Here is a 16,481-nt window from a genome sequence, read left to right on the forward strand (position 1 = left end):
CTTCGAACTCAAAAACACGAGTGGCCGAACTGTGCTTTCTCTTTCCAAAATCGGCGATATTCCAATGGTCTACCACCGCGACGTTCCCGACGATGCCACGATCAAAGAGGTCGTCGTCAAGCAGGAGCCGACCGGCGAATGGTTCGCCGTGCTCGGGATCGAAACCGAGGACGACGCGCCGCCGAAGCCCAAGAAACTCGAGGACTGTGTCGGGATCGACGTGGGAATCCTGAAGTACGCTCACGACACCGACGGCACCGCAGTCGAACGACCCGACCTGTCCGACGAACGCGACCGGCTGGAACGCGAGCAACGGAAACTCTCACGCAAAGAACACGGTTCCGCGAACTACCGCAAGCAACAGCGTACCGTCGCCAAACGCCACGCCGACCTGCAACGGAAGCGGCAGGACTTCTTACACAAGCTCTCGAACTACTACGCTCGAGAGTACGACCTCGTAGCCGTCGAAGATCTCGACGCCAAGGGGTTGATGGAACTCCCGTCGAACAGCCGCAACCGTGCCGGGGCGGCGTGGGGGACTTTCCTCCGAATGCTCGAGTACAAGTGCGAACGCGAAGGCACCCACTTCGTAGCTGTCGATCCGGCCGGGACGACCAAAGAATGTGCGGCCTGTGGTGTCGAGACCGACAAGCCGCTGTGGGTCCGCGAACACTCCTGCCCGTCGTGCGGTTTCACGTCCGACAGGGACTGGAACGCGGCCTACAACATCTTGGTGCGCGGACTGAAGCAAGTAGGGACGGGCTGTCCCGAATCAACGTCCTCAGAATCGAAAGATTCTGATGGGCTGCGAAAATCGGCAGACGATTTTCGAACGCCTGCGGAGACTGCGCTCCCTACGGGAACCGATTCGGTTCCTGCAAAGCGCGTCGTGGAAACAGGAAGCCCCATCTGCTTACGGGCGCGAAGCGCCCGTTCGCATGGTCCGTGAGACCTTTGGTCTCACGCTACCCTCAAGGAGCGAACGGCGCAAGCCGTGAGCGAGTAGGGTGGGGAGGAAGTCACAGCACCGTGTACTGTCTATTGCAGCCACTCGCTCGTGTGTATTCGATGGGATCAGGTCAGTCGCGATGCGAACCGAATGCTGGCTGTGGGTGTCCGAGTATCCGAATGCGCGGAACTCTCTGTGTTCCGTTAGCGGCGCAGAATCAACTTCAGCACGTCCTCGTCCTCGAGTACGTGCTCTTCTCCAACCTGCTGTTCGTCGTGGGTTGCGCTGGGGCCGCTGACGCGAGCGAAGCGGAACCGCTCTTCCATCTCGCCGCCGAGTTTCGCGATGGCTTCACCAACGGTGGAACCGCGCTCGATGACCAGCGGCTCGTCCCAGTCGACGCCGCGACCGGGTTTTTCCATGTAGACGCGGATGAGGTCTAAATTGTTCCAGATGCGATCCTTGAGCGCCTCGAGTCCTTTCTCCATCTCGGCGCTGATGAACGTCACCTCCTCGGGGTCGAGGTCGCGCTCGCGAAGTTGTTCGTCGACCGTCTCCTTGTAGTCGGGTTCGATGAGGTCGACCTTGTTGACGCACGTGATCGACGGGATGTACTCGCGGTTGTCCATCAGCCCGTCGATCAGGCGGTCGATAGAGACGTTCTCCTGGAGGTTGAGGTCGGCGTTGACGTAGCCCTGATCGCGGAGAACGTCCGAAATCGTCTCTTCGTCTAAGTCCTGCTCGGTACTCGAGGTAATCTTGATCCCGTCTTTGATCTTCGGGCGAACCGTCACGCCCGGCGGCTCCTCGTCGACGCGAATGTTGATGTCGTACAGCTCCTGCTGTAGGCGGTCGTACTGCTCGATTTCGAACACCGACAGTACGTACACGATCAGGTCGGCGTTTCGAACGACCGCGAGCACTTGCTTGCCGTCGCCACGCCCCGTCGCTGCGCCTTCGATCAGCCCGGGCACGTCCAGCATCTGGATGTTCGCCCCGCGATGGTTGAGCATGCCGGGGTTCACGTCGAGCGTCGTGAACTCGTACGAGCCGGTCTCGCTCTCCGCGTTGGTTACTGAGTTCAACAGCGATGATTTCCCGACGCTCGGGAAGCCGACCAGCGCGACCGTGGCGTCGCCGTGTTTCTCGACGGAGTAGCCACCGCCACCGCCCGAGCCGGACTGTTGCTTTTCGAGTTTCTCTTTTTTCTCGGCGAGCTTGGACTTCAGTCGACCGATGTGGGCCTCGGTCGACTTGTTGTAGGGCGTGTTGGCGATTTCGTCCTCGATCTCCTGGATGTCCTCCTCGAGCCCCATTTGTCTATACCCAGCCGGTCGTCCCGAAAAACACTTTCCATGCGAGGGAACGGCGAGTCGTGTTTGAGTCCCCGTTCCTGTTCACTGTTCCCGAGTCTATTACCAATACAAACTGAATTCCGACACAGGTAAACGGGACTAGGCGAAACCGCAGCGTAGACAGATGCCAGATCCGACACGGCTGCGTGACAGCACGCAAATCGTCCTTCCGGCAGAGGCTGTCGAGAGCCTCGAGCCACAGCTCACCGAGGAGTTTACCGTCACGGTGTTTCCGGAAGGCGAAAACTACTGTCGAATCATTGGCAGCCCGGTCGAGATCAAGGCCGTGAGCGAGTTCCTGGCTCGACGCGGTGTGAGTGTCCCGTAGGCTGGTTTCGCAGTGTGAGTGTCCCATCGGCTGCTTTCACAGTGTGAGCTGCTCGACGCTAGCCTCCTTCACTGTCTCTCCTTGCACACTCGATTCATTCACCGCCTCGTTCGCCACGAATCTCTCGTCTGAGCGATGCAAGCATAACCCCCAAAAGAAGTCCGATACCGAAGCCCGGAAGGAAATTCTCAGTCCCGCTCACCGCTGCGAGTCCAACGCCACCGACCAGCGGCGGAACGAGGAGCGCTATCAGCATCTCGAACGCGAACACACCCGGCGGCTTGGGGTCCGCACTCGTCGACAGTCCCATATCGGCTGCACGACGGCGGGAACAAAGAATCTCCGGTCGCGTTTCGGTGACTCCGCTCCAACGCGCCCCTAGCGCTCCGGATGCACCGGCCCGTCGAACCCGCCACGAACCAGCGGCTTCGCAATATGTCTCCGCGCACACGGCGGCACCTCGTACCAACCCAACTCGAGTACCCGCTCGATCTCAGTGCGTTCCTTCCCGGGTGCGTCGGTTCCACAGTCTCGGCAGCGATAGCCCTGGTCGCGGCCGGCGCTCTCCATCGTGCGCTCGCAGTCGGGACAGACCGGTGTCACGAGGTCGGTAGTATTGAGGCCTCGGACGGCGACCTTCTCGAGTTTGAGCGTGCCGTCGGCGAGTTCGCCGCAGACGGTGAGGCGGTCGCCGGGTCGCAGTGCGCGAACGTGGTCGCGAAAGCGTTTGGTGGGTTCGAAGGCGGCGCAGGGAAGTTTCGCCGGCGAGCTAGCGGCGTTGTCCGCATCGCCGGCTGCCACACCCTCCGGCGCAACGTCGACGAAGACGTGGCCGCCGCGTCGCGTCTCCGGCTCGGAGACAACTCGTGCGTCGAGTCGGTAGGCGCGGCCGTCCTGCAGGGGGGTCGCGGTCGCTGCACCGGTATCCGATCCGTTAGTCCCCGAGTCACTGTCAGCGCCCACAGTCACATCCCGCAAATGGACGTCCGTTCCCTGGTTCGTCACGAACGGGTGACTCGAGTACACCGGCTCGCTGTCGATCTGTTCGGCGATGCGGCGGACGGCCTGGGGGTCGTCGCCACGGATCCCGTGGAGGATCGGTCCCGGCGTGTGGGGTACGCAGACGGTTTCGTTCTCGCCGCGGTCGACGGTATCCCAGACATCGGGATAGCCGGATGCTGCGGCCGCGAAGACGCTGTCGTGGTCGACCTCACGTGTCGTCCCCCAGCGTTCAGGTTCGCGGTAGGTGATCTGTTCGTATGTCCAGTCAGAAAGCGCGCGCCAGGCACCGATGGCAGCCACCGCGCCGATTCGCCCGCGGCCGTTCCCTGCGTGCCAGGACTGGTAGCCGTGGTCGTCGATCAGGGCTTCTGCCCCAGCGCGCGAGAGATGATCGCGGATCGCGCGCATCGAAAAGCGGGCGAGTGACACTGGAATCGCGTCCTCGCCAGTGTCAGGATTGACGTCTGCGACGACCAGTCCCGGATTCGTCCGCTCGTCGCGTGTTTCTGCGAGGGACTCGAGTACCTCCCGAGCAATATCGAACGCGCGAGCAGGATCGCAGTCGGTGTGGATCGCGAGCGCGGCGTTACCGCGCGTTTTGTACTCGACGGCGGGGTTGAGCCGGACGAGCAGGGTTCGAGCGACCGCGGCGTCGGCCTCGCGACGCAGTCGCTTTGCAACTCGCGCTGCGACGTAGGTCGTACACATCCCGTGTTCGCGGGAGTCGGTGTCATCGAGCCCGACGATCGTCATCAGCGAGTCTTGTGACGGCTGTGAGTAACGCCTTTCGGTGTGTCAGCTGTTCCAGTAGACTGCATCGACCGTAGCCACAGAAGCAGTACGTGAGCGAGACGAACAATTATACACGAGCACTGTCAGCCCTATATAAGTATACTGCTGATACACCCCCAAATCGCGACACCGCAGGTAGCTATCTCGGGGAAACGCTCTTGTATGAGGAATCGCTTACAATACCCTATGTCCCGCTCCGCACTGGTCGGCAACGTGACCGCGATGTTAGAGGACGCGGGATTCGTCGTCAGTGACCGGTGTGCGATCCGCCCGAAGAGTTTCGATATCGCCGCGCGCCGCGGCGAAGATCTGTTGCTCGTCAAGATTCTCGGCAATATCGACGCGTTCAACGAGGCGACGGGCCACGAGATGCGCCGTCTCGGGACCTATCTCCAGGCGACGCCGCTCGTGCTCGGTCTGCGCAGTCGCGACGAGGATCTCAAGCCAGATGTCGTCTACTTCCGTCACGGCGTTCCGGTCCTGAGTCCCGACACCGCGTACAACCTGTTCATCGAGGACGTGCCGCCGCTGATCTACGCCGCGCCCGGCGGCCTCTACGTCAACATCGACGGCGACCTGCTCGCCGACGAACGCGAGGACCGCGACTGGAGTCTCGGCCAACTCGCGACCGAACTCGGCGTCTCCCGGCGCACCGTCTCGAAGTACGAAGACGGGATGAACGCCTCCGTCGAAGTCGCGATGGCGCTGGAGGACCTGTTCAACGAACCACTGACGAGTCCCGTCGACGTGCTCGAGGGTGCAGACGACGTCCACGAGACCGACGACACGCCGGACGACCCCGAGGCCGATCCCGACGACAAACAGGTCGTCGCCGTCCTCACACGGGCCGGCTACAGCGTCCACCCGACGATCCGCTCGCCGTTCAAGGCGATCAGCAAGGACGAAGACGACAGCGAGGTCGTCCTCACCGGCCACTCGGAGTTCACCAAGGCCGCAGAGAAGCGCGCCCGCATCATGAGTTCGATCGGCCAAGTCACCCGCACGCGATCGGTGTACGTCGTCGACCGTGCCAAGCAGGAGTCCGTCGACGGCACGGCGCTCGTCGAACGCGAGGAACTCGAGAACCTTCGCGATACGGACGAACTCCGTGACGTGATTCGCGAGCGTGCAGAGTACGAGGAAGCGGCCTGAACACAGCGACTCGGGTCGGTGGGTCAGTTTTCGAGACGAGAGTGTACGGCAGTCGAACTGCACATCAGCGACGGCTCTCTCACGTACAGTGATCAACGACGAGAATCCGACAGTACGGCGGGTTAGGCGTACGTCTCTTCCAGATACTCGACGATATCGTCGCTCTCGTGCATCCCCTCGACACCCTGGTCCTCGTCGGTGATGACCGGCACGCCCGTCTGGCCGCTTACCTCTTCGACTTCGGTTCGCTCGCCGTGCGAGCGTGGCACGTCGACAACGTCGTACTCGAGTTCGAGGTCGTCGAGTTTCGTACGGACCTTTGCGCAGAACGGACAGCCGGGGAGATTGTACAGTGTGATGTCAGCCATACGGAGTGCTAACGGATGGAGGTGTATGAGCGCACCGGTCGCGGTAGGTAGTTGGTTGTACGGTGTGGTGTAGCAAAAGGTGAGTAACGGGTAACAGAGGCGTCGACGATAGTGTCCGCCTTCAGCGTTTAACGGCGGCGTTTAGCGGCAGGCGTCAACCGTCAGTTGTCAGCCGCAGCCCTCAGTTACCAGCCAGCAGCCATCAGAACGCCAGCATGCCAGCATCCGTCGCGAAGTAGGCAATGTAGTAGACGATGAACGCGACGACGAGTGCCCACTGGCCGAGCGAGACGTCAGCGCGTTCGCCTACGGCGGTCTTGATCAGCGGGTAGCTCATGATCCCGGCGGCCAGTCCGTTCGCGATCGAGGCCGTCAGCGGCATGATCGTGATCGTGAGGCCACTCGAGATCAGCCAGGCTGGATCGCTCCAGTCGATGTCGGCAACGCCCTGGAGCATGATGATACCGACCACGACCAGCGCGATGTAGGTCGCGTACTGCGGAATCGCACCCATCAGCGGGACGACCAGCAGCGAGAGCGCGAAGAGGCCGGCGACGACCAGCGCGGTGAAGCCGGTTCGACCGCCCTCCTCGAGTCCGGCCGAGGATTCGATAAACGTCGTCACGGTCGAGGTGCCGATCATTGCGCCGACGGTCGTACCGACTGCGTCGGCCATTAGCGGGCGCTCCATCTCGGGCAGGTTGCCCTCCTCGTCGAGGAAGCCACCGATCTGGGAGACGCCGATGAGCGTGCCGGCGGTGTCGAAGAAGTCGACGAAGAAGAACGTGAAGACGACCAGTGCGAAGACGAGTGGCTCGTCGGTGATCATCCCCAGGCCGTCCACGAAGCCGTAGATGAGCGGCGTGAAGTCGTACTGGACGGTCGTGATCATTTCGGCGATGCCGCTCAGTCCCTCGTTCGTGATCTGGTTGTACTCGTCTTCGGGCGTGAGTTCACCGGGTGCAACGAAGCCGAGCAAGGTGAGCAGCCAGCCGCTAATCGCGGTGAAGAGAATACCGAGGACGATCCCACCGCGGATGCCGCGGGCGTAGAGGATGAACGTTAGCACCAGGCCGACGAGCGAGAGTGCGGCGACGGGACTCGTCGCGACGTTTCCGAGGTAGACCAGCGTTTCCGGATCAGCGACGACGAGTTCGATCTCTTGCAGCCCGAGGAAGAGCAAGAAGACACCGATACCGGCCCCGACGGCGAACTTGACGGGTTCCGGGAACAGTTCGATGATGTAGCGACGCGCACCGACCGCAGTCAGTGCAATGAAGATGATCCCTTCGACGAACACGGCGGCGAGAGCGACTTCCCAGGGAACGCCGAGTCCGAGGACGACGGTGAAGGCGAAGAAGGCGTTCAGCCCCATCCCGGGTGCGAGTCCGAACGGCCGATCCGCCCAGAACGCCATCACGATCGTCGCGACGATCGACGCGAGAATCGTCGCGACGGCGATCATCTGCAGTGTCTGTGTCTGGTCGTAACCGTCGATCTGGATCGCTTCGGCCAGAATCATCGGGTTGACGACGATGATGTACGACATCGCCAGGAACGTCGTCAGCCCGGCGACCGCCTCGGTCGACAGGTTGGTGTCGTACTCGTCGAATCCAAAGTAGTCCGCGATCGTTTCGGTAACCCCCATATTGGATGGTCAAGCATATCCACAGCGCTTAGTTAAAAGTTCTTGTCTCGGTTTCGGAAAAACACCCCATATTCGTGCATACATTCGGGCACCGTAGCAGAAATGCTCGTGTAATGATTGACACGAGTGGGGCGCAGTTCGCAACACGACGTGGGACGAACGTATTTCATCTCGGAGCATGTACTGTGTTATCATGAAGTTCGTCATCGTTGGGTACGGTCGCGTGGGCTCTCGAACCAGTCGGATCCTCAGCGAGGAGGGGCACGACGTCGTCGTCGTCGACAACGACCCCGACCGAATCGACCGAGCCGCTGACGACGGCTTCGAAACCGTTCAGGGCGACGGCGCGGACGAGGCCGTCCTGGTCGACGCCGGCATCGAAACCGCCGACGCGATCGGCGCGTTCACGCCAGACCTCAACGCCAACTTCGCCGCCTGCATGGTCGGCGACCACCACGACTGTCGGACCGCCCTGCGAATCGACGAAGACTATCGCGAGGAAATCTACGCCAGATACGCCGACGAAGTCGACGAGATCATCTACCCCGAGCGACTCGGCGCTGCCGGCGCGAAAACCGCCATGCTCGGCGGCGATTTCAACGTCGTTACCGACCTCGCGACAAATCTACAGCTTACCGTCCTCGAGATCCCCGATGGCTCAGCGGCGGTCGGAAAGCGCATGAGTGAACTCGAGTTACCCGAGTCGGCGCGGATCTATGCACACGGGCGAGCCCGCGAGTCGTTGACGATTCCGCTGCCTGGGACGGAACTCGAGGCGGGTGACGAGGTGGCGGTTGTGACGGAGACGAGCAGTGCGGACGAGGTGCGAACGGCGTTACAGTAGTGGCGGCCGAGGAACGGATTGTGCTGTAGGGGTTAGGGTTGGGATAGGTTGGGATGGGTTGGGATCGGACGAGTACCCGAGTACACACAACAAATCACCGATCAACCGTCACTCATCGGTCTCGTCCGGGCGGAACACGAGGATATTCTGGTGAACCATCGAGGGGACGAACGAGAACGGATAGCCGTAGACGTGGAGGTCTTTCGTCGGATCGTACCAGACCAGATTGGCCGCGAGGGTGACGGGTGCGGTCGATTCGATGGCTCGTGCAAGGTCGGCCGAGAGGAACTTGTAGGACTGGTCGCGGTACATGTCGCCGATGAAGACGACGATGTGGCCGTCGGGGGCGACGGCGTCGGTGAAGCGGTCGAACTTGGTGGCCATGTCGGCGAGCCAGTCGTCTTTTGTTGCGGTTTCGGCTGCGTCTCCTGTGGTTTCGGCCGCGTCTCCCGCAAATTCGGCTTCGTCACCAGTGACCTCCTCGTCTTCTGCCTCAGTTCCGGAATCCCCCGCTTCATCCACATCGAACGACCCCAACTTGCTCTCTCGGGTCTCGTTGACATTGCGCGTCTGCTCGAGTTCGTCCATATGCCAGTAGGGGACGTCGGTCAGCAGGAGGTCGACGCTATCGTCGTCGACCTCCTCGATCAGGTCCGCACAGTCGCCGTGGCGCATCTCCTGCGTGGCGAGTTCGGGTTCCCCGCGGGCGCGACGCTCCTCGTTTTCGCACTCGAGTACCTGGGCGTAGATCTCGGTCCAACGCTCGGTGCGTTCGAAGCCGATCGCGTCCCTGAGACCGGTTCCCTCGTGTTCGCAGAAACTCGCACCGAGGAGGGTGCCGCCGACGCCGGCGAACGGGTCCAGCACGGTGTCACCAGCTTTGCTGAACCGGCCGATGAGTTCCGCACAGAGTCGGGGCGGTTTCTGCCCGCCGTGTTCGCTTCGCAGGTCGTGCTGGACGGCGGGCGGGTAGCCCTCCGCGATCACGGACTTGGTCGCGTACTTCCACTCCTTGCCGGTGAGGTCGTTGACTCGATTTCGCTCGTCGTAGATGCCTCGTCCCTCGACGTAGTGCTGATGCTCAGCGAGGTCGTCGGTGTCGATGACCTCGCCGTCTTCGACCGGCAGGGACTCGTCACGGGCGCGTTCGGCGTCGAACGTGCCGTCGTCGTCGGTCAGGAGTCGGCTCTGTCGGTGTTTCCCTGTCCCGTCACCCTCGTCTGCCATCTTGTCCCGGAGTGAACGCCCAGTCCACTTAAATGCCGAACACTGGGCTTTCGATTGCAGCCACCAGCCATAGCTGTCAACACCTCGTCTGTCCAGCCATGGCTGGACCGATCGATACCCGCGCACTCGGACTCGCGTCCGGCATTTTCTGGGCGCTTCTCGTCGCCGCCCTCGAACTGACGGCCGACACCCGGTATGGAGAACGGTGGCGGTTGCTCTTCGAGGATATTTATCCGGGCTACGATCGAACGCCCGGTGACCTCCTCTGGGGAACGACGCTGGCGTTCGTAGATGGGTTCAGTGCCGCATTCGCGTTTGGTTGGCTGTACAACCGTCTCGCGGAGTGAGCCGCGAGTCGTAAGTTGCGAGCCACAGACCGCGGATCGCGGATCGCGGGCCGCGGGTCGCAGATTAGCTCGTGTACGAGCTCTCGCCGACGATCTCGATGAACTCGGCGCGTCCAGTAGCGTCTGTCTCGTCGAACTCGGTCACGCGAACGCGAACGCGCTTTTCGACTGTCGCCGGTCCCGCGTCCTCGACGAGCAGGTGTGTGTCGCCGATGTATACGTGGCCATTTCCGTCACTGTTCGACTCCGCGACGAAGACGTCGAGTTCGTCGCCCACCGCGAGCGACGGCGTCGTATCGCGGAACTGCCATCCTTTGAGGTACTTCGTGAAGATGCTCATATGCGTGCCACCTCCTCACTCTCGCGGTCGATTACGTACTCACGGCCGAAGCCGGTGAGCGCCGCAAGGACGAAGACTGCGACCAGCAGCCAGCCCTGGAAGACGAACGGAACGACGTCGATCGGCGTCACCAGCATCCCGGTGTCGAACCAATCGTAACTGTCCGGGAGATCTTGCATCGCGGTATACCCCGCGAGCACGCCGCCCGACCACGGGAAAATATACCCAAGCGCTGCCGTCTGGGCGTCCAGAATGTTCGCCCGCCGGTAGCCGTTCAGATTGAACCGCTCCCCGATCTTCGAGATGTACGGCCCGATCGCGACCTCTGCAGCCGTGTTGATCGTGATGACCGCATTGATTAGCGCTGCCGAGCCGACCATCGTGAGCTCGGCGTTGCGAACGTTCGTCGCCAGATTCTCGATCGACCAGTCCAGAATCGCCTGGAAGGCACCGCCGCGAATCATAATCTGGGCCGCCGCGATGATCAGCAAGACGAGAATCGCCAGCTCGAAGAAGCCCGACGCCCCCTCGATGAGGCTCCCGCCGACGCTGACCGCGTCGGGATCGTCGACGATCGTCAGGAACGGCAGGAACTCGAGTGGCTCTGCAAACGGCGCGTCCGCCGGTGCGTTGAAGGAGACGATGTCGCCGACCGTCATCAGGTTGAGCGTGAGACTCGAGATGACGGCGACGACGATGCCCCACGAGATGGCTTCGACGATGTGACGACCGGCGACGGCAGCGCCGATAACGACGCCCATCGAGATGAGGTGGATCAGCCCGATGGGGTTACTCTCCTCGACGAGCGGTTGCTGGGCGTTACCGCCGATGTCGAGGCCGGTCATGAACTGGCCGGCGACGAGGTAGCCGGCGAACGCGATGACTGCGGCGACGATGACGTACTTGAACCGCGAGGCGACGACGCCACCGATGTCGGAGTCTTGTGTGACGGCGCTGACAATGGTGGTGTCGCTTACGGGTGCGAGATTGTCGCCGAAGATCGCACCCGAGAGGATCGCCCCGAACAGGAGGACGGGGTCCGCGCCGAGCAACAGGCCGGCGGGGAAGAACAGGGTGACGAACGCGATGGCTGCACCATACCCTGTTCCGATTCCTGTCGTGAACAGCGCAGCGAGGACGAAGGTGATGGCGGGGAATAGCGTTGCGCCGATGCCGCCGACGTCGGCGAGCCAGACGAGACCGTCGACGAAGCCGCCGTCCTGCAACACTTCGGCGAACATGCCGGCCCAGATCCAGGCGACGATGGCCGTCACGGCGACGGGCTGGGTCATGCCTTCGAAGATCGTATTGGCGTAGTGTTTCCAGTTGCCGCGCGCGAAGAACATGCCCAGAATCAATCCAACCAGAATGCCGACGACGAGGCCACCGGTGTCTGAGATGCGCCAGAGTGCGGTCTGTGCGATCGCCCAGACGATGAAGAACGCGATAGGGAACGCGCTCATACCACGACCGCCGTAGAACTCGATCTGTGGTCCGCCGTCGTCAGCGCCCTGCACGAATGACTCACTCGGATCCGCGTCGGGTGAGTCACTGCTATCAGTATTCATCGTAACACACGACGGTCGTTTCAGAAAGCCAGGCAAAGTGTTGTCGATTCGCTTGGCACGGTGTTGGCACGCTGGCTGTATGCTTTACGTCTCGAAGCACTACGAACAGGCATGAACATGCTCGTCGACGGCGAGTGGCGGACGGATGCACACGAGTTGACTGATGGCGACGGCTCGTTCGAGCGTCAGGAAACCACGTTCCGCGACTGGGTACAGGACGATCCTGACGCCCGCTTTCAGCCCGAATCGGGCCGATACCACCTCTACGTCTCCTACGCGTGTCCCTGGGCCCACCGGACGCTCGTCACGCGCGCGCTGAAGGGACTCGAAGACGCAATCTCGGTGTCGGTGGTCGACCCCTACCGCGGCGAGGGCGGCTGGCAGTTTACGCCCGAAAAGGACGGCTGTACGCCGGATCACGTTCACGACGCCGACTACCTGCGCGAGCTATACGTTCGGGCCGATCCGGACGTGACCTGCCGTGTAACGGTGCCGGTCCTCTGGGACACCGAGGAAGACACCATCGTCAACAACGAATCGGAAGAGATCATGCGGATGCTCGACACCGAGTTCGACGAGTTCGCGGAGCACACAGTCGACCTCTATCCAGACGGAGATCAGGCGGAGGTCGACCGGATCATCGACGACATCTACGAACCGATCAACAACGGTGTCTACCGGGCCGGCTTCGCGACCGAACAGGAACCCTACGACGAGGCGGTCGACGAACTGTTCGGTGCACTCACCCACTGGGACGACGTGCTCGCAGACCAGCGCTATCTCGCCGGCGACCGGCTGACCGAGGCCGATATCGCGATGTTCACGACGCTGGTCCGATTCGACAACGTCTATCACACGCACTTCATGTGCAACGTCCAGTACATCCGCGAGTTCGACAATCTGTGGCCCTACCTCCGGGACCTCTATCAGACGGGCGTCACCGACCAGTCAGGGGCATCGGGTGTTGCCGAGACAGTAGACATGGACCACATCACGGAACACTACTACACGACCCATCCGGACGTGAACCCACACCGGATCGTCGCCCGCGGACCCGACCTCGACTTCGAGGCACCACACGGCCGGGACGAACTGGCCGGCGGGCCGCCGGCTGCGCTCGTCTCGTCTGCAAACCAGTGATTCGGCGGGCAGAAAGAGCCAGTCCGTCGCGATCAGGCGCCGTTCGGCGAGTTGGGCTCGCGGTCTCGTTCTCGGTTCGCCGTCTCGGTTCGCCAGCGTTCGTAACTCGACTCCGGCGGGTCCTCGGCGACGAAGGCACGCCAGAGAAGCCAGACGACAGCGATGACGGGGAGCGCCGGCAAAAGCAGTAGTGCGATCGCCACCGCCATCACGTAGCCGAACGCCGACATCTGCAGGTTCGGCACGTAGCCCGTCGACTCGGACACTTTCGTGGACATACGGCCTAGTAGAAACGTTCCGATATTCGGTCTTTCGATCCCAGCGACGACTCGACGGACTCCTGAACCGCGTTCTGAAAGTGCGAGTATCGGCTCCATTCGTGTAGCGCCTCACCGCGGAGATACCGACTGTCCTCGCTGTTGCTGCCAGTATCGGCCAGCACGAACGAGCGCCTCAGCCAGCACGACTCCCGCGAGGACCACCCCACAGATCAGGGTGAACGCCACGATGACGATCACACCGCTTCCCTCGCCGGCCCCCACCCACCGGAGATACGTCGCCAACACGGCAAGAAACAGCGTCAGCGTTCCCAGTAAGACGGTGATCGGCGTTACACCCCGCATCTCGGCCGTTTGCAAGCGGTGTAACACCACGAGGCCAAGCGAGCCAGCGGCGACGAGTTCGACCGAAACGGGAACGGGGACGGAGCCAGCGCTCAGCCACACCGGATACGGTCGCGGAATATCCGTAAACACCACGGCTGCAACACCCAGCACGAGCACGGCGAGTCCGTAGTCTACGAATCGCGCCAACGACCCGTCAGTCTCCCCCATTCGTATCGATTCTGATCTTTCACGTATTCCTATAAAAACGTACGTGTGACATCCCGTCCGCACAGAATCCGACACGCTACAATCAGGGTCTGCGAACGGGGACTACTCGAGTACCCGCGCCGAATCGTCCTGGGGTTGGTACTCGAGCCCGAGCATGGTTTCGGTGAGCGAGAGGAATCGCTCCGAGTTGTTCGAGATGCCGTGGGCGGTAAACGGTGTGTTCGGGAGCGAACTCGTCACAGCAGCCTCCATGAGTCGCTGGCAGTCGTCGGGACTGAGCCACATCGCGCGGGCGTAGCGTTCGCCGGCACCGTCGCGATCGGCGATTTCGGCTGCCAGTTCCTCGCGTGAGAGCAGCCAGCCGATTCGGAGGTTGATTACGTCGAGCCCGTGTCGTGTGGCGTAGTAGGAGCCCATCGCCTCGCCGAAGACTTTGGTGACGCCGTAGTACGTGTCCGGGTCCATCGAATCGTCCGGACGGACGGCGGTCGGCGTGCCGACGGTCGACTCCGGACGGGTGGGTGAGACGGTGTTTCCCATGTTGACCGCGTGGTTCGAACTCGCGAAGATGACGCGCTGGAGGTCGTGCTCGACCGCGGCCGCGTAGACGTTGTAGACGCCTTCGATGTTCGGCTCGCTCACCGCGTCCCACTCGGCGCGCGGGTCGGGATTAGCTGCGAGGTGGACGACGATATCCTGTCCGTCGAGTGCGTCCGTGACTTCCTCGCGGTTGCCGATCTCGATTGGAGTCGTCTCGAGGTCCTCGGTTTCGCTGTGCGAGAAGAGCGTGAGCGTTTCCTCGCGGTCCGCAAATGCCTCGATGGTTTCCCTGCCGACCCGTCCAGATGCACCGGTGATCGCAACGTTCGTCATAGCAGGAGGTCACCGACCGCGGGGAAATAGCTCGGGCCAGCGCGTTCCGGTGGCAGCGGTTGCGACCCGCTCGCGGACTCGACTGACCGTGACGATCATACCCATTCGGCGCGTTCACATAACACATGAAACAGATCGAGGTCTTCGAGGAAATCAACGCTCCGCCCGATGTCGTCTGGGACGTACTACTCGAGTTCGAGCGCTACCCGGAGTGGAACCCGTTCGTGCAGTCGATCGAGGGGACACCGGCGGAGGGAGAGCAGTTACGGGTTCGAATCCAGCCGCCCGGCGGCCGTGGAATGACGTTTAAACCGGAGGTCGTCGCATTCGAGGACCAGCGACGGCTGGCCTGGTTCGGTCGGCTGGTTGTCCCTTTCGCGTTCGACGGCTACCACGAATTCCGGTTAGAGCCGATCGACAGAGCCGAGCGAACGAGATTTCTGCAGCGAGAAACGTTCCGCGGCGCGCTCGTTCCGCTGCTCGCCAACCAAGATCGCCTCGAGCGCGGCTTTCGGTCGATGAACGAGGCGATCAAGGAGCGTGCCGAGGCGCGGGTTGCGGCGTCGAGCTAAGTCGCTATTGTCGTGACAGCGCTCGCAGGGACTCGATTTCGAACGTCGGTCGAGCGGGACCGTCGAGGGAGTAGCCCTCGCGATGCTCCCGCCGAATAAAGGCGACATCGATACCGAGCGCATCCGCGGCCGCAACATCGACGTAGCTGTCACCCACGTAGAGCGGCTCCGTCGCACCCAGTTCGTCGATCGCCTGCTCGAGATAGTACGGCCGCGGCTTCTTGCGGTTGATCCCCTCGAGTGTCGGTTCCCGCCCGTACCAGACCTCGAACGGCGGGAGGTCCAGTTCGTCCAGAATGTTCCCGATCGTCTCGTGCTGGTTGTTGCTCACGATCGCTGTCGGCTGGGGAAGGGACTCGAGTGCGGCCGTGTCGTCGTAGCACCGTTTGCGGCCGGCGGTGAGTTCGGCGCGCTGGGCGGCGATGGCGGCCTCCTCGCGGGCGGTCCAGAGCGTCTGCGGTTCGACGCCGTGCTCGGCCGCGATCGTCCGGAGCGAGTCGACATCCGGGCTGAGAAGGGTCTCGATGGCTGCTCGGGGCGGGTTCGAGACGCCGACGGTCGCGAACGCCTCGGTCATGGCCTCGAGGAGGACCTCTCGGTCCGTCGGGGTGGTCAACACGCCGTCGTTGTCGAAGAGGATCGCGTCGTACGAGCGGTCCGTATCCATTCGGTTTCAGTTCGAGAGAAGGGGGCGAGCCAGTTCGGTGTTTCGACGCGTCGCCGGCGAACCGACGTGAACTCGGTACGGTGACGCGGGGAGATTCGAGAAGGACTCGAGAAGAGCTGGTGGTCGGTATCTCCTACCCTGCTAGTGACGGTGCCTTCGCATGCCGGAGCCAGTCTTTTTCCCGGGACGGGCGGAGCGATGTGTATGCGAGAGACAACGGCCTCCGGTAAATCGACGGTACAGGGTGCGTGCCCGTACTGTTCGGCGGAAAACGACTTCTTCTATACGTTCTGCCGGAACTGTCTGCAGGAGTTACCGAGTAACGCGCGGCGTCACTCGCCTCACTGACGGGCCCCGGTTGGAGACACCAGGTCTCACTTGTCGACTGATCCGTCTGCTCCCGTTCGTCGACTGGTCCGGCTGTACCTGCTCGTCCACTGGTCCGGCTGCTCCCGCTCGTCGATTGACCCGCTGCT

The 16,481-nt window shown here is 62.2% G+C and carries 20 protein-coding genes; 8 read left to right on the forward strand and 12 right to left on the reverse strand.

Going from position 1 to position 16,481, the window contains the following annotated elements; all coding sequences use genetic code 11:
• The coding region (locus BBD46_RS17275) for an RNA-guided endonuclease InsQ/TnpB family protein (RefSeq protein WP_071402931.1) at positions 1-949 on the forward strand (949 nt) is incomplete at its 5' end.
• Positions 950-1,152: 203 nt separating this feature from the next.
• Here BBD46_RS17275 and BBD46_RS17280 read toward each other — a convergent pair.
• Complete coding sequence (locus BBD46_RS17280; RefSeq protein WP_071402932.1) at positions 1,153-2,265, reverse strand: OBG GTPase family GTP-binding protein; 1,113 nt, start codon at positions 2,263-2,265, stop codon at positions 1,153-1,155.
• A gap of 163 nt (positions 2,266-2,428) precedes the next feature.
• On the opposite strand from BBD46_RS17280, the gene BBD46_RS17285 reads away from it, so the two are divergent.
• Positions 2,429-2,632, forward strand: coding sequence for a hypothetical protein (locus BBD46_RS17285; protein ID WP_006652025.1), 204 nt, complete (start codon positions 2,429-2,431; stop codon positions 2,630-2,632).
• A gap of 94 nt (positions 2,633-2,726) precedes the next feature.
• Here BBD46_RS17285 and BBD46_RS17290 read toward each other — a convergent pair whose 3' ends face one another.
• Together BBD46_RS17290 and BBD46_RS17295 are read right to left on the reverse strand one after the other, a co-directional pair.
• A complete protein-coding gene (locus BBD46_RS17290; RefSeq protein WP_071402933.1) occupies positions 2,727-2,942 on the reverse strand; it encodes a hypothetical protein in 216 nt (71 codons plus the stop codon).
• Between the two features lie 68 nt (positions 2,943-3,010).
• Entirely contained in the window at positions 3,011-4,387 is a 1,377-nt protein-coding gene (locus BBD46_RS17295) for a tRNA(Ile)(2)-agmatinylcytidine synthase (protein WP_071402934.1), read from the reverse strand.
• Between the two features lie 225 nt (positions 4,388-4,612).
• On the opposite strand from BBD46_RS17295, the gene BBD46_RS17300 reads away from it, so the two are divergent.
• Positions 4,613-5,578 carry a transcriptional regulator gene (locus tag BBD46_RS17300; RefSeq protein ID WP_006652028.1) on the forward strand — a complete coding sequence of 322 codons (966 nt, stop codon included), beginning with the start codon at positions 4,613-4,615 and terminating at the stop codon, positions 5,576-5,578.
• A 122-nt stretch (positions 5,579-5,700) separates the two neighbouring features.
• On the opposite strand, the gene BBD46_RS17305 is transcribed toward BBD46_RS17300, so the two are convergent.
• Both BBD46_RS17305 and BBD46_RS17310 read right to left on the reverse strand, forming a co-directional pair.
• Positions 5,701-5,946 carry a glutaredoxin family protein gene (locus BBD46_RS17305; RefSeq protein WP_071402935.1) on the reverse strand — a complete coding sequence of 82 codons (246 nt, stop codon included), beginning with the start codon at positions 5,944-5,946 and terminating at the stop codon, positions 5,701-5,703.
• Positions 5,947-6,148: 202 nt separating this feature from the next.
• Positions 6,149-7,594, reverse strand: coding sequence for an NCS2 family permease (locus tag BBD46_RS17310; protein ID WP_071402936.1), 1,446 nt, complete (start codon positions 7,592-7,594; stop codon positions 6,149-6,151).
• A 193-nt stretch (positions 7,595-7,787) separates the two neighbouring features.
• Between BBD46_RS17310 and BBD46_RS17315 the strand changes: the two genes are divergently transcribed.
• Positions 7,788-8,438 (forward strand): potassium channel family protein, encoded by a 651-nt coding sequence (locus BBD46_RS17315; RefSeq protein WP_171908243.1) that lies wholly within the window; start codon positions 7,788-7,790, stop codon positions 8,436-8,438.
• Between the two features lie 108 nt (positions 8,439-8,546).
• On the opposite strand, the gene BBD46_RS17320 is transcribed toward BBD46_RS17315, so the two are convergent.
• A complete protein-coding gene (locus tag BBD46_RS17320) occupies positions 8,547-9,665 on the reverse strand; it encodes a DNA methyltransferase (RefSeq protein ID WP_071402938.1) in 1,119 nt (372 codons plus the stop codon).
• Between the two features lie 98 nt (positions 9,666-9,763).
• Between BBD46_RS17320 and BBD46_RS17325 the strand changes: the two genes are divergently transcribed.
• Positions 9,764-10,012, forward strand: a complete 249-nt coding sequence (locus BBD46_RS17325) for a bacteriophage holin (RefSeq protein WP_071402939.1) — start codon at positions 9,764-9,766, stop codon at positions 10,010-10,012.
• Positions 10,013-10,076: 64 nt separating this feature from the next.
• Here BBD46_RS17325 and BBD46_RS17330 read toward each other — a convergent pair whose 3' ends face one another.
• Complete coding sequence (locus tag BBD46_RS17330; RefSeq protein WP_071402940.1) at positions 10,077-10,352, reverse strand: DUF7513 family protein; 276 nt, start codon at positions 10,350-10,352, stop codon at positions 10,077-10,079.
• Positions 10,349-11,920 (reverse strand): Na+/H+ antiporter NhaC family protein, encoded by a 1,572-nt coding sequence (locus tag BBD46_RS17335; protein ID WP_071402941.1) that lies wholly within the window; start codon positions 11,918-11,920, stop codon positions 10,349-10,351. Before BBD46_RS17335 ends, BBD46_RS17330 begins: the two co-directional genes overlap by 4 nt.
• 111 nt (positions 11,921-12,031) lie before the next feature.
• On the opposite strand from BBD46_RS17335, the gene BBD46_RS17340 reads away from it, so the two are divergent.
• Entirely contained in the window at positions 12,032-13,060 is a 1,029-nt protein-coding gene (locus BBD46_RS17340) for a glutathione S-transferase family protein (protein WP_071402942.1), read from the forward strand.
• 32 nt (positions 13,061-13,092) lie between these two features.
• Here the strand turns inward: BBD46_RS17340 and BBD46_RS17345 are convergent, their stop codons facing one another.
• From BBD46_RS17345 to BBD46_RS17355, 3 genes are all read right to left on the reverse strand, one after another.
• Positions 13,093-13,338: a DUF7535 family protein gene (locus BBD46_RS17345; protein WP_071402943.1), complete on the reverse strand. Its 246-nt coding sequence runs from the start codon at positions 13,336-13,338 to the stop codon at positions 13,093-13,095.
• A gap of 111 nt (positions 13,339-13,449) precedes the next feature.
• Positions 13,450-13,893 (reverse strand): hypothetical protein, encoded by a 444-nt coding sequence (locus tag BBD46_RS17350; protein WP_071402944.1) that lies wholly within the window; start codon positions 13,891-13,893, stop codon positions 13,450-13,452.
• A gap of 102 nt (positions 13,894-13,995) precedes the next feature.
• Positions 13,996-14,766: an NAD-dependent epimerase/dehydratase family protein gene (locus BBD46_RS17355; RefSeq protein ID WP_071402945.1), complete on the reverse strand. Its 771-nt coding sequence runs from the start codon at positions 14,764-14,766 to the stop codon at positions 13,996-13,998.
• 125 nt (positions 14,767-14,891) lie between these two features.
• On the opposite strand from BBD46_RS17355, the gene BBD46_RS17360 reads away from it, so the two are divergent.
• Positions 14,892-15,338, forward strand: coding sequence for an SRPBCC domain-containing protein (locus tag BBD46_RS17360; RefSeq protein ID WP_071402946.1), 447 nt, complete (start codon positions 14,892-14,894; stop codon positions 15,336-15,338).
• A 4-nt stretch (positions 15,339-15,342) separates the two neighbouring features.
• On the opposite strand, the gene BBD46_RS17365 is transcribed toward BBD46_RS17360, so the two are convergent.
• A complete protein-coding gene (locus BBD46_RS17365) occupies positions 15,343-16,005 on the reverse strand; it encodes an HAD family hydrolase (protein WP_071402947.1) in 663 nt (220 codons plus the stop codon).
• A gap of 204 nt (positions 16,006-16,209) precedes the next feature.
• On the opposite strand from BBD46_RS17365, the gene BBD46_RS23655 reads away from it, so the two are divergent.
• Positions 16,210-16,353: a DUF7577 domain-containing protein gene (locus BBD46_RS23655; RefSeq protein WP_420883937.1), complete on the forward strand. Its 144-nt coding sequence runs from the start codon at positions 16,210-16,212 to the stop codon at positions 16,351-16,353.
• Positions 16,354-16,481 lie beyond the last annotated feature (128 nt).

Origin of the sequence: Natrialba sp. SSL1 (genome assembly GCF_001861355.1) — an archaeon.
Classification (GTDB): domain Archaea; phylum Halobacteriota; class Halobacteria; order Halobacteriales; family Natrialbaceae; genus Natrialba.

Bases quoted from the DNA above. Each gene is read 5' to 3' on its own strand.
- BBD46_RS17350 (WP_071402944.1), bottom strand. From the start codon at position 13,893: ATGGGGGAGACTGACGGGTCGTTGGCGCGATTCGTAGACTACGGACTC.
- BBD46_RS17315 (WP_171908243.1), top strand. From the start codon at position 7,788: ATGAAGTTCGTCATCGTTGGGTACGGTCGCGTGGGCTCTCGAACCAGT.
- BBD46_RS17310 (WP_071402936.1), bottom strand. From the start codon at position 7,594: ATGGGGGTTACCGAAACGATCGCGGACTACTTTGGATTCGACGAGTAC.
- BBD46_RS17345 (WP_071402943.1), bottom strand. From the start codon at position 13,338: ATGTCCACGAAAGTGTCCGAGTCGACGGGCTACGTGCCGAACCTGCAG.
- BBD46_RS17280 (WP_071402932.1), bottom strand. From the start codon at position 2,265: ATGGGGCTCGAGGAGGACATCCAGGAGATCGAGGACGAAATCGCCAAC.
- BBD46_RS17330 (WP_071402940.1), bottom strand. From the start codon at position 10,352: ATGAGCATCTTCACGAAGTACCTCAAAGGATGGCAGTTCCGCGATACG.
- BBD46_RS17355 (WP_071402945.1), bottom strand. From the start codon at position 14,766: ATGACGAACGTTGCGATCACCGGTGCATCTGGACGGGTCGGCAGGGAA.
- BBD46_RS17320 (WP_071402938.1), bottom strand. From the start codon at position 9,665: ATGGCAGACGAGGGTGACGGGACAGGGAAACACCGACAGAGCCGACTC.
- BBD46_RS17300 (WP_006652028.1), top strand. From the start codon at position 4,613: ATGTCCCGCTCCGCACTGGTCGGCAACGTGACCGCGATGTTAGAGGAC.
- BBD46_RS17290 (WP_071402933.1), bottom strand. From the start codon at position 2,942: ATGGGACTGTCGACGAGTGCGGACCCCAAGCCGCCGGGTGTGTTCGCG.
- BBD46_RS17325 (WP_071402939.1), top strand. From the start codon at position 9,764: ATGGCTGGACCGATCGATACCCGCGCACTCGGACTCGCGTCCGGCATT.
- BBD46_RS17340 (WP_071402942.1), top strand. From the start codon at position 12,032: ATGAACATGCTCGTCGACGGCGAGTGGCGGACGGATGCACACGAGTTG.
- BBD46_RS17295 (WP_071402934.1), bottom strand. From the start codon at position 4,387: ATGACGATCGTCGGGCTCGATGACACCGACTCCCGCGAACACGGGATG.
- BBD46_RS17335 (WP_071402941.1), bottom strand. From the start codon at position 11,920: ATGAATACTGATAGCAGTGACTCACCCGACGCGGATCCGAGTGAGTCA.
- BBD46_RS17360 (WP_071402946.1), top strand. From the start codon at position 14,892: ATGAAACAGATCGAGGTCTTCGAGGAAATCAACGCTCCGCCCGATGTC.
- BBD46_RS17305 (WP_071402935.1), bottom strand. From the start codon at position 5,946: ATGGCTGACATCACACTGTACAATCTCCCCGGCTGTCCGTTCTGCGCA.
- BBD46_RS17285 (WP_006652025.1), top strand. From the start codon at position 2,429: ATGCCAGATCCGACACGGCTGCGTGACAGCACGCAAATCGTCCTTCCG.
- BBD46_RS23655 (WP_420883937.1), top strand. From the start codon at position 16,210: ATGCGAGAGACAACGGCCTCCGGTAAATCGACGGTACAGGGTGCGTGC.
- BBD46_RS17365 (WP_071402947.1), bottom strand. From the start codon at position 16,005: ATGGATACGGACCGCTCGTACGACGCGATCCTCTTCGACAACGACGGC.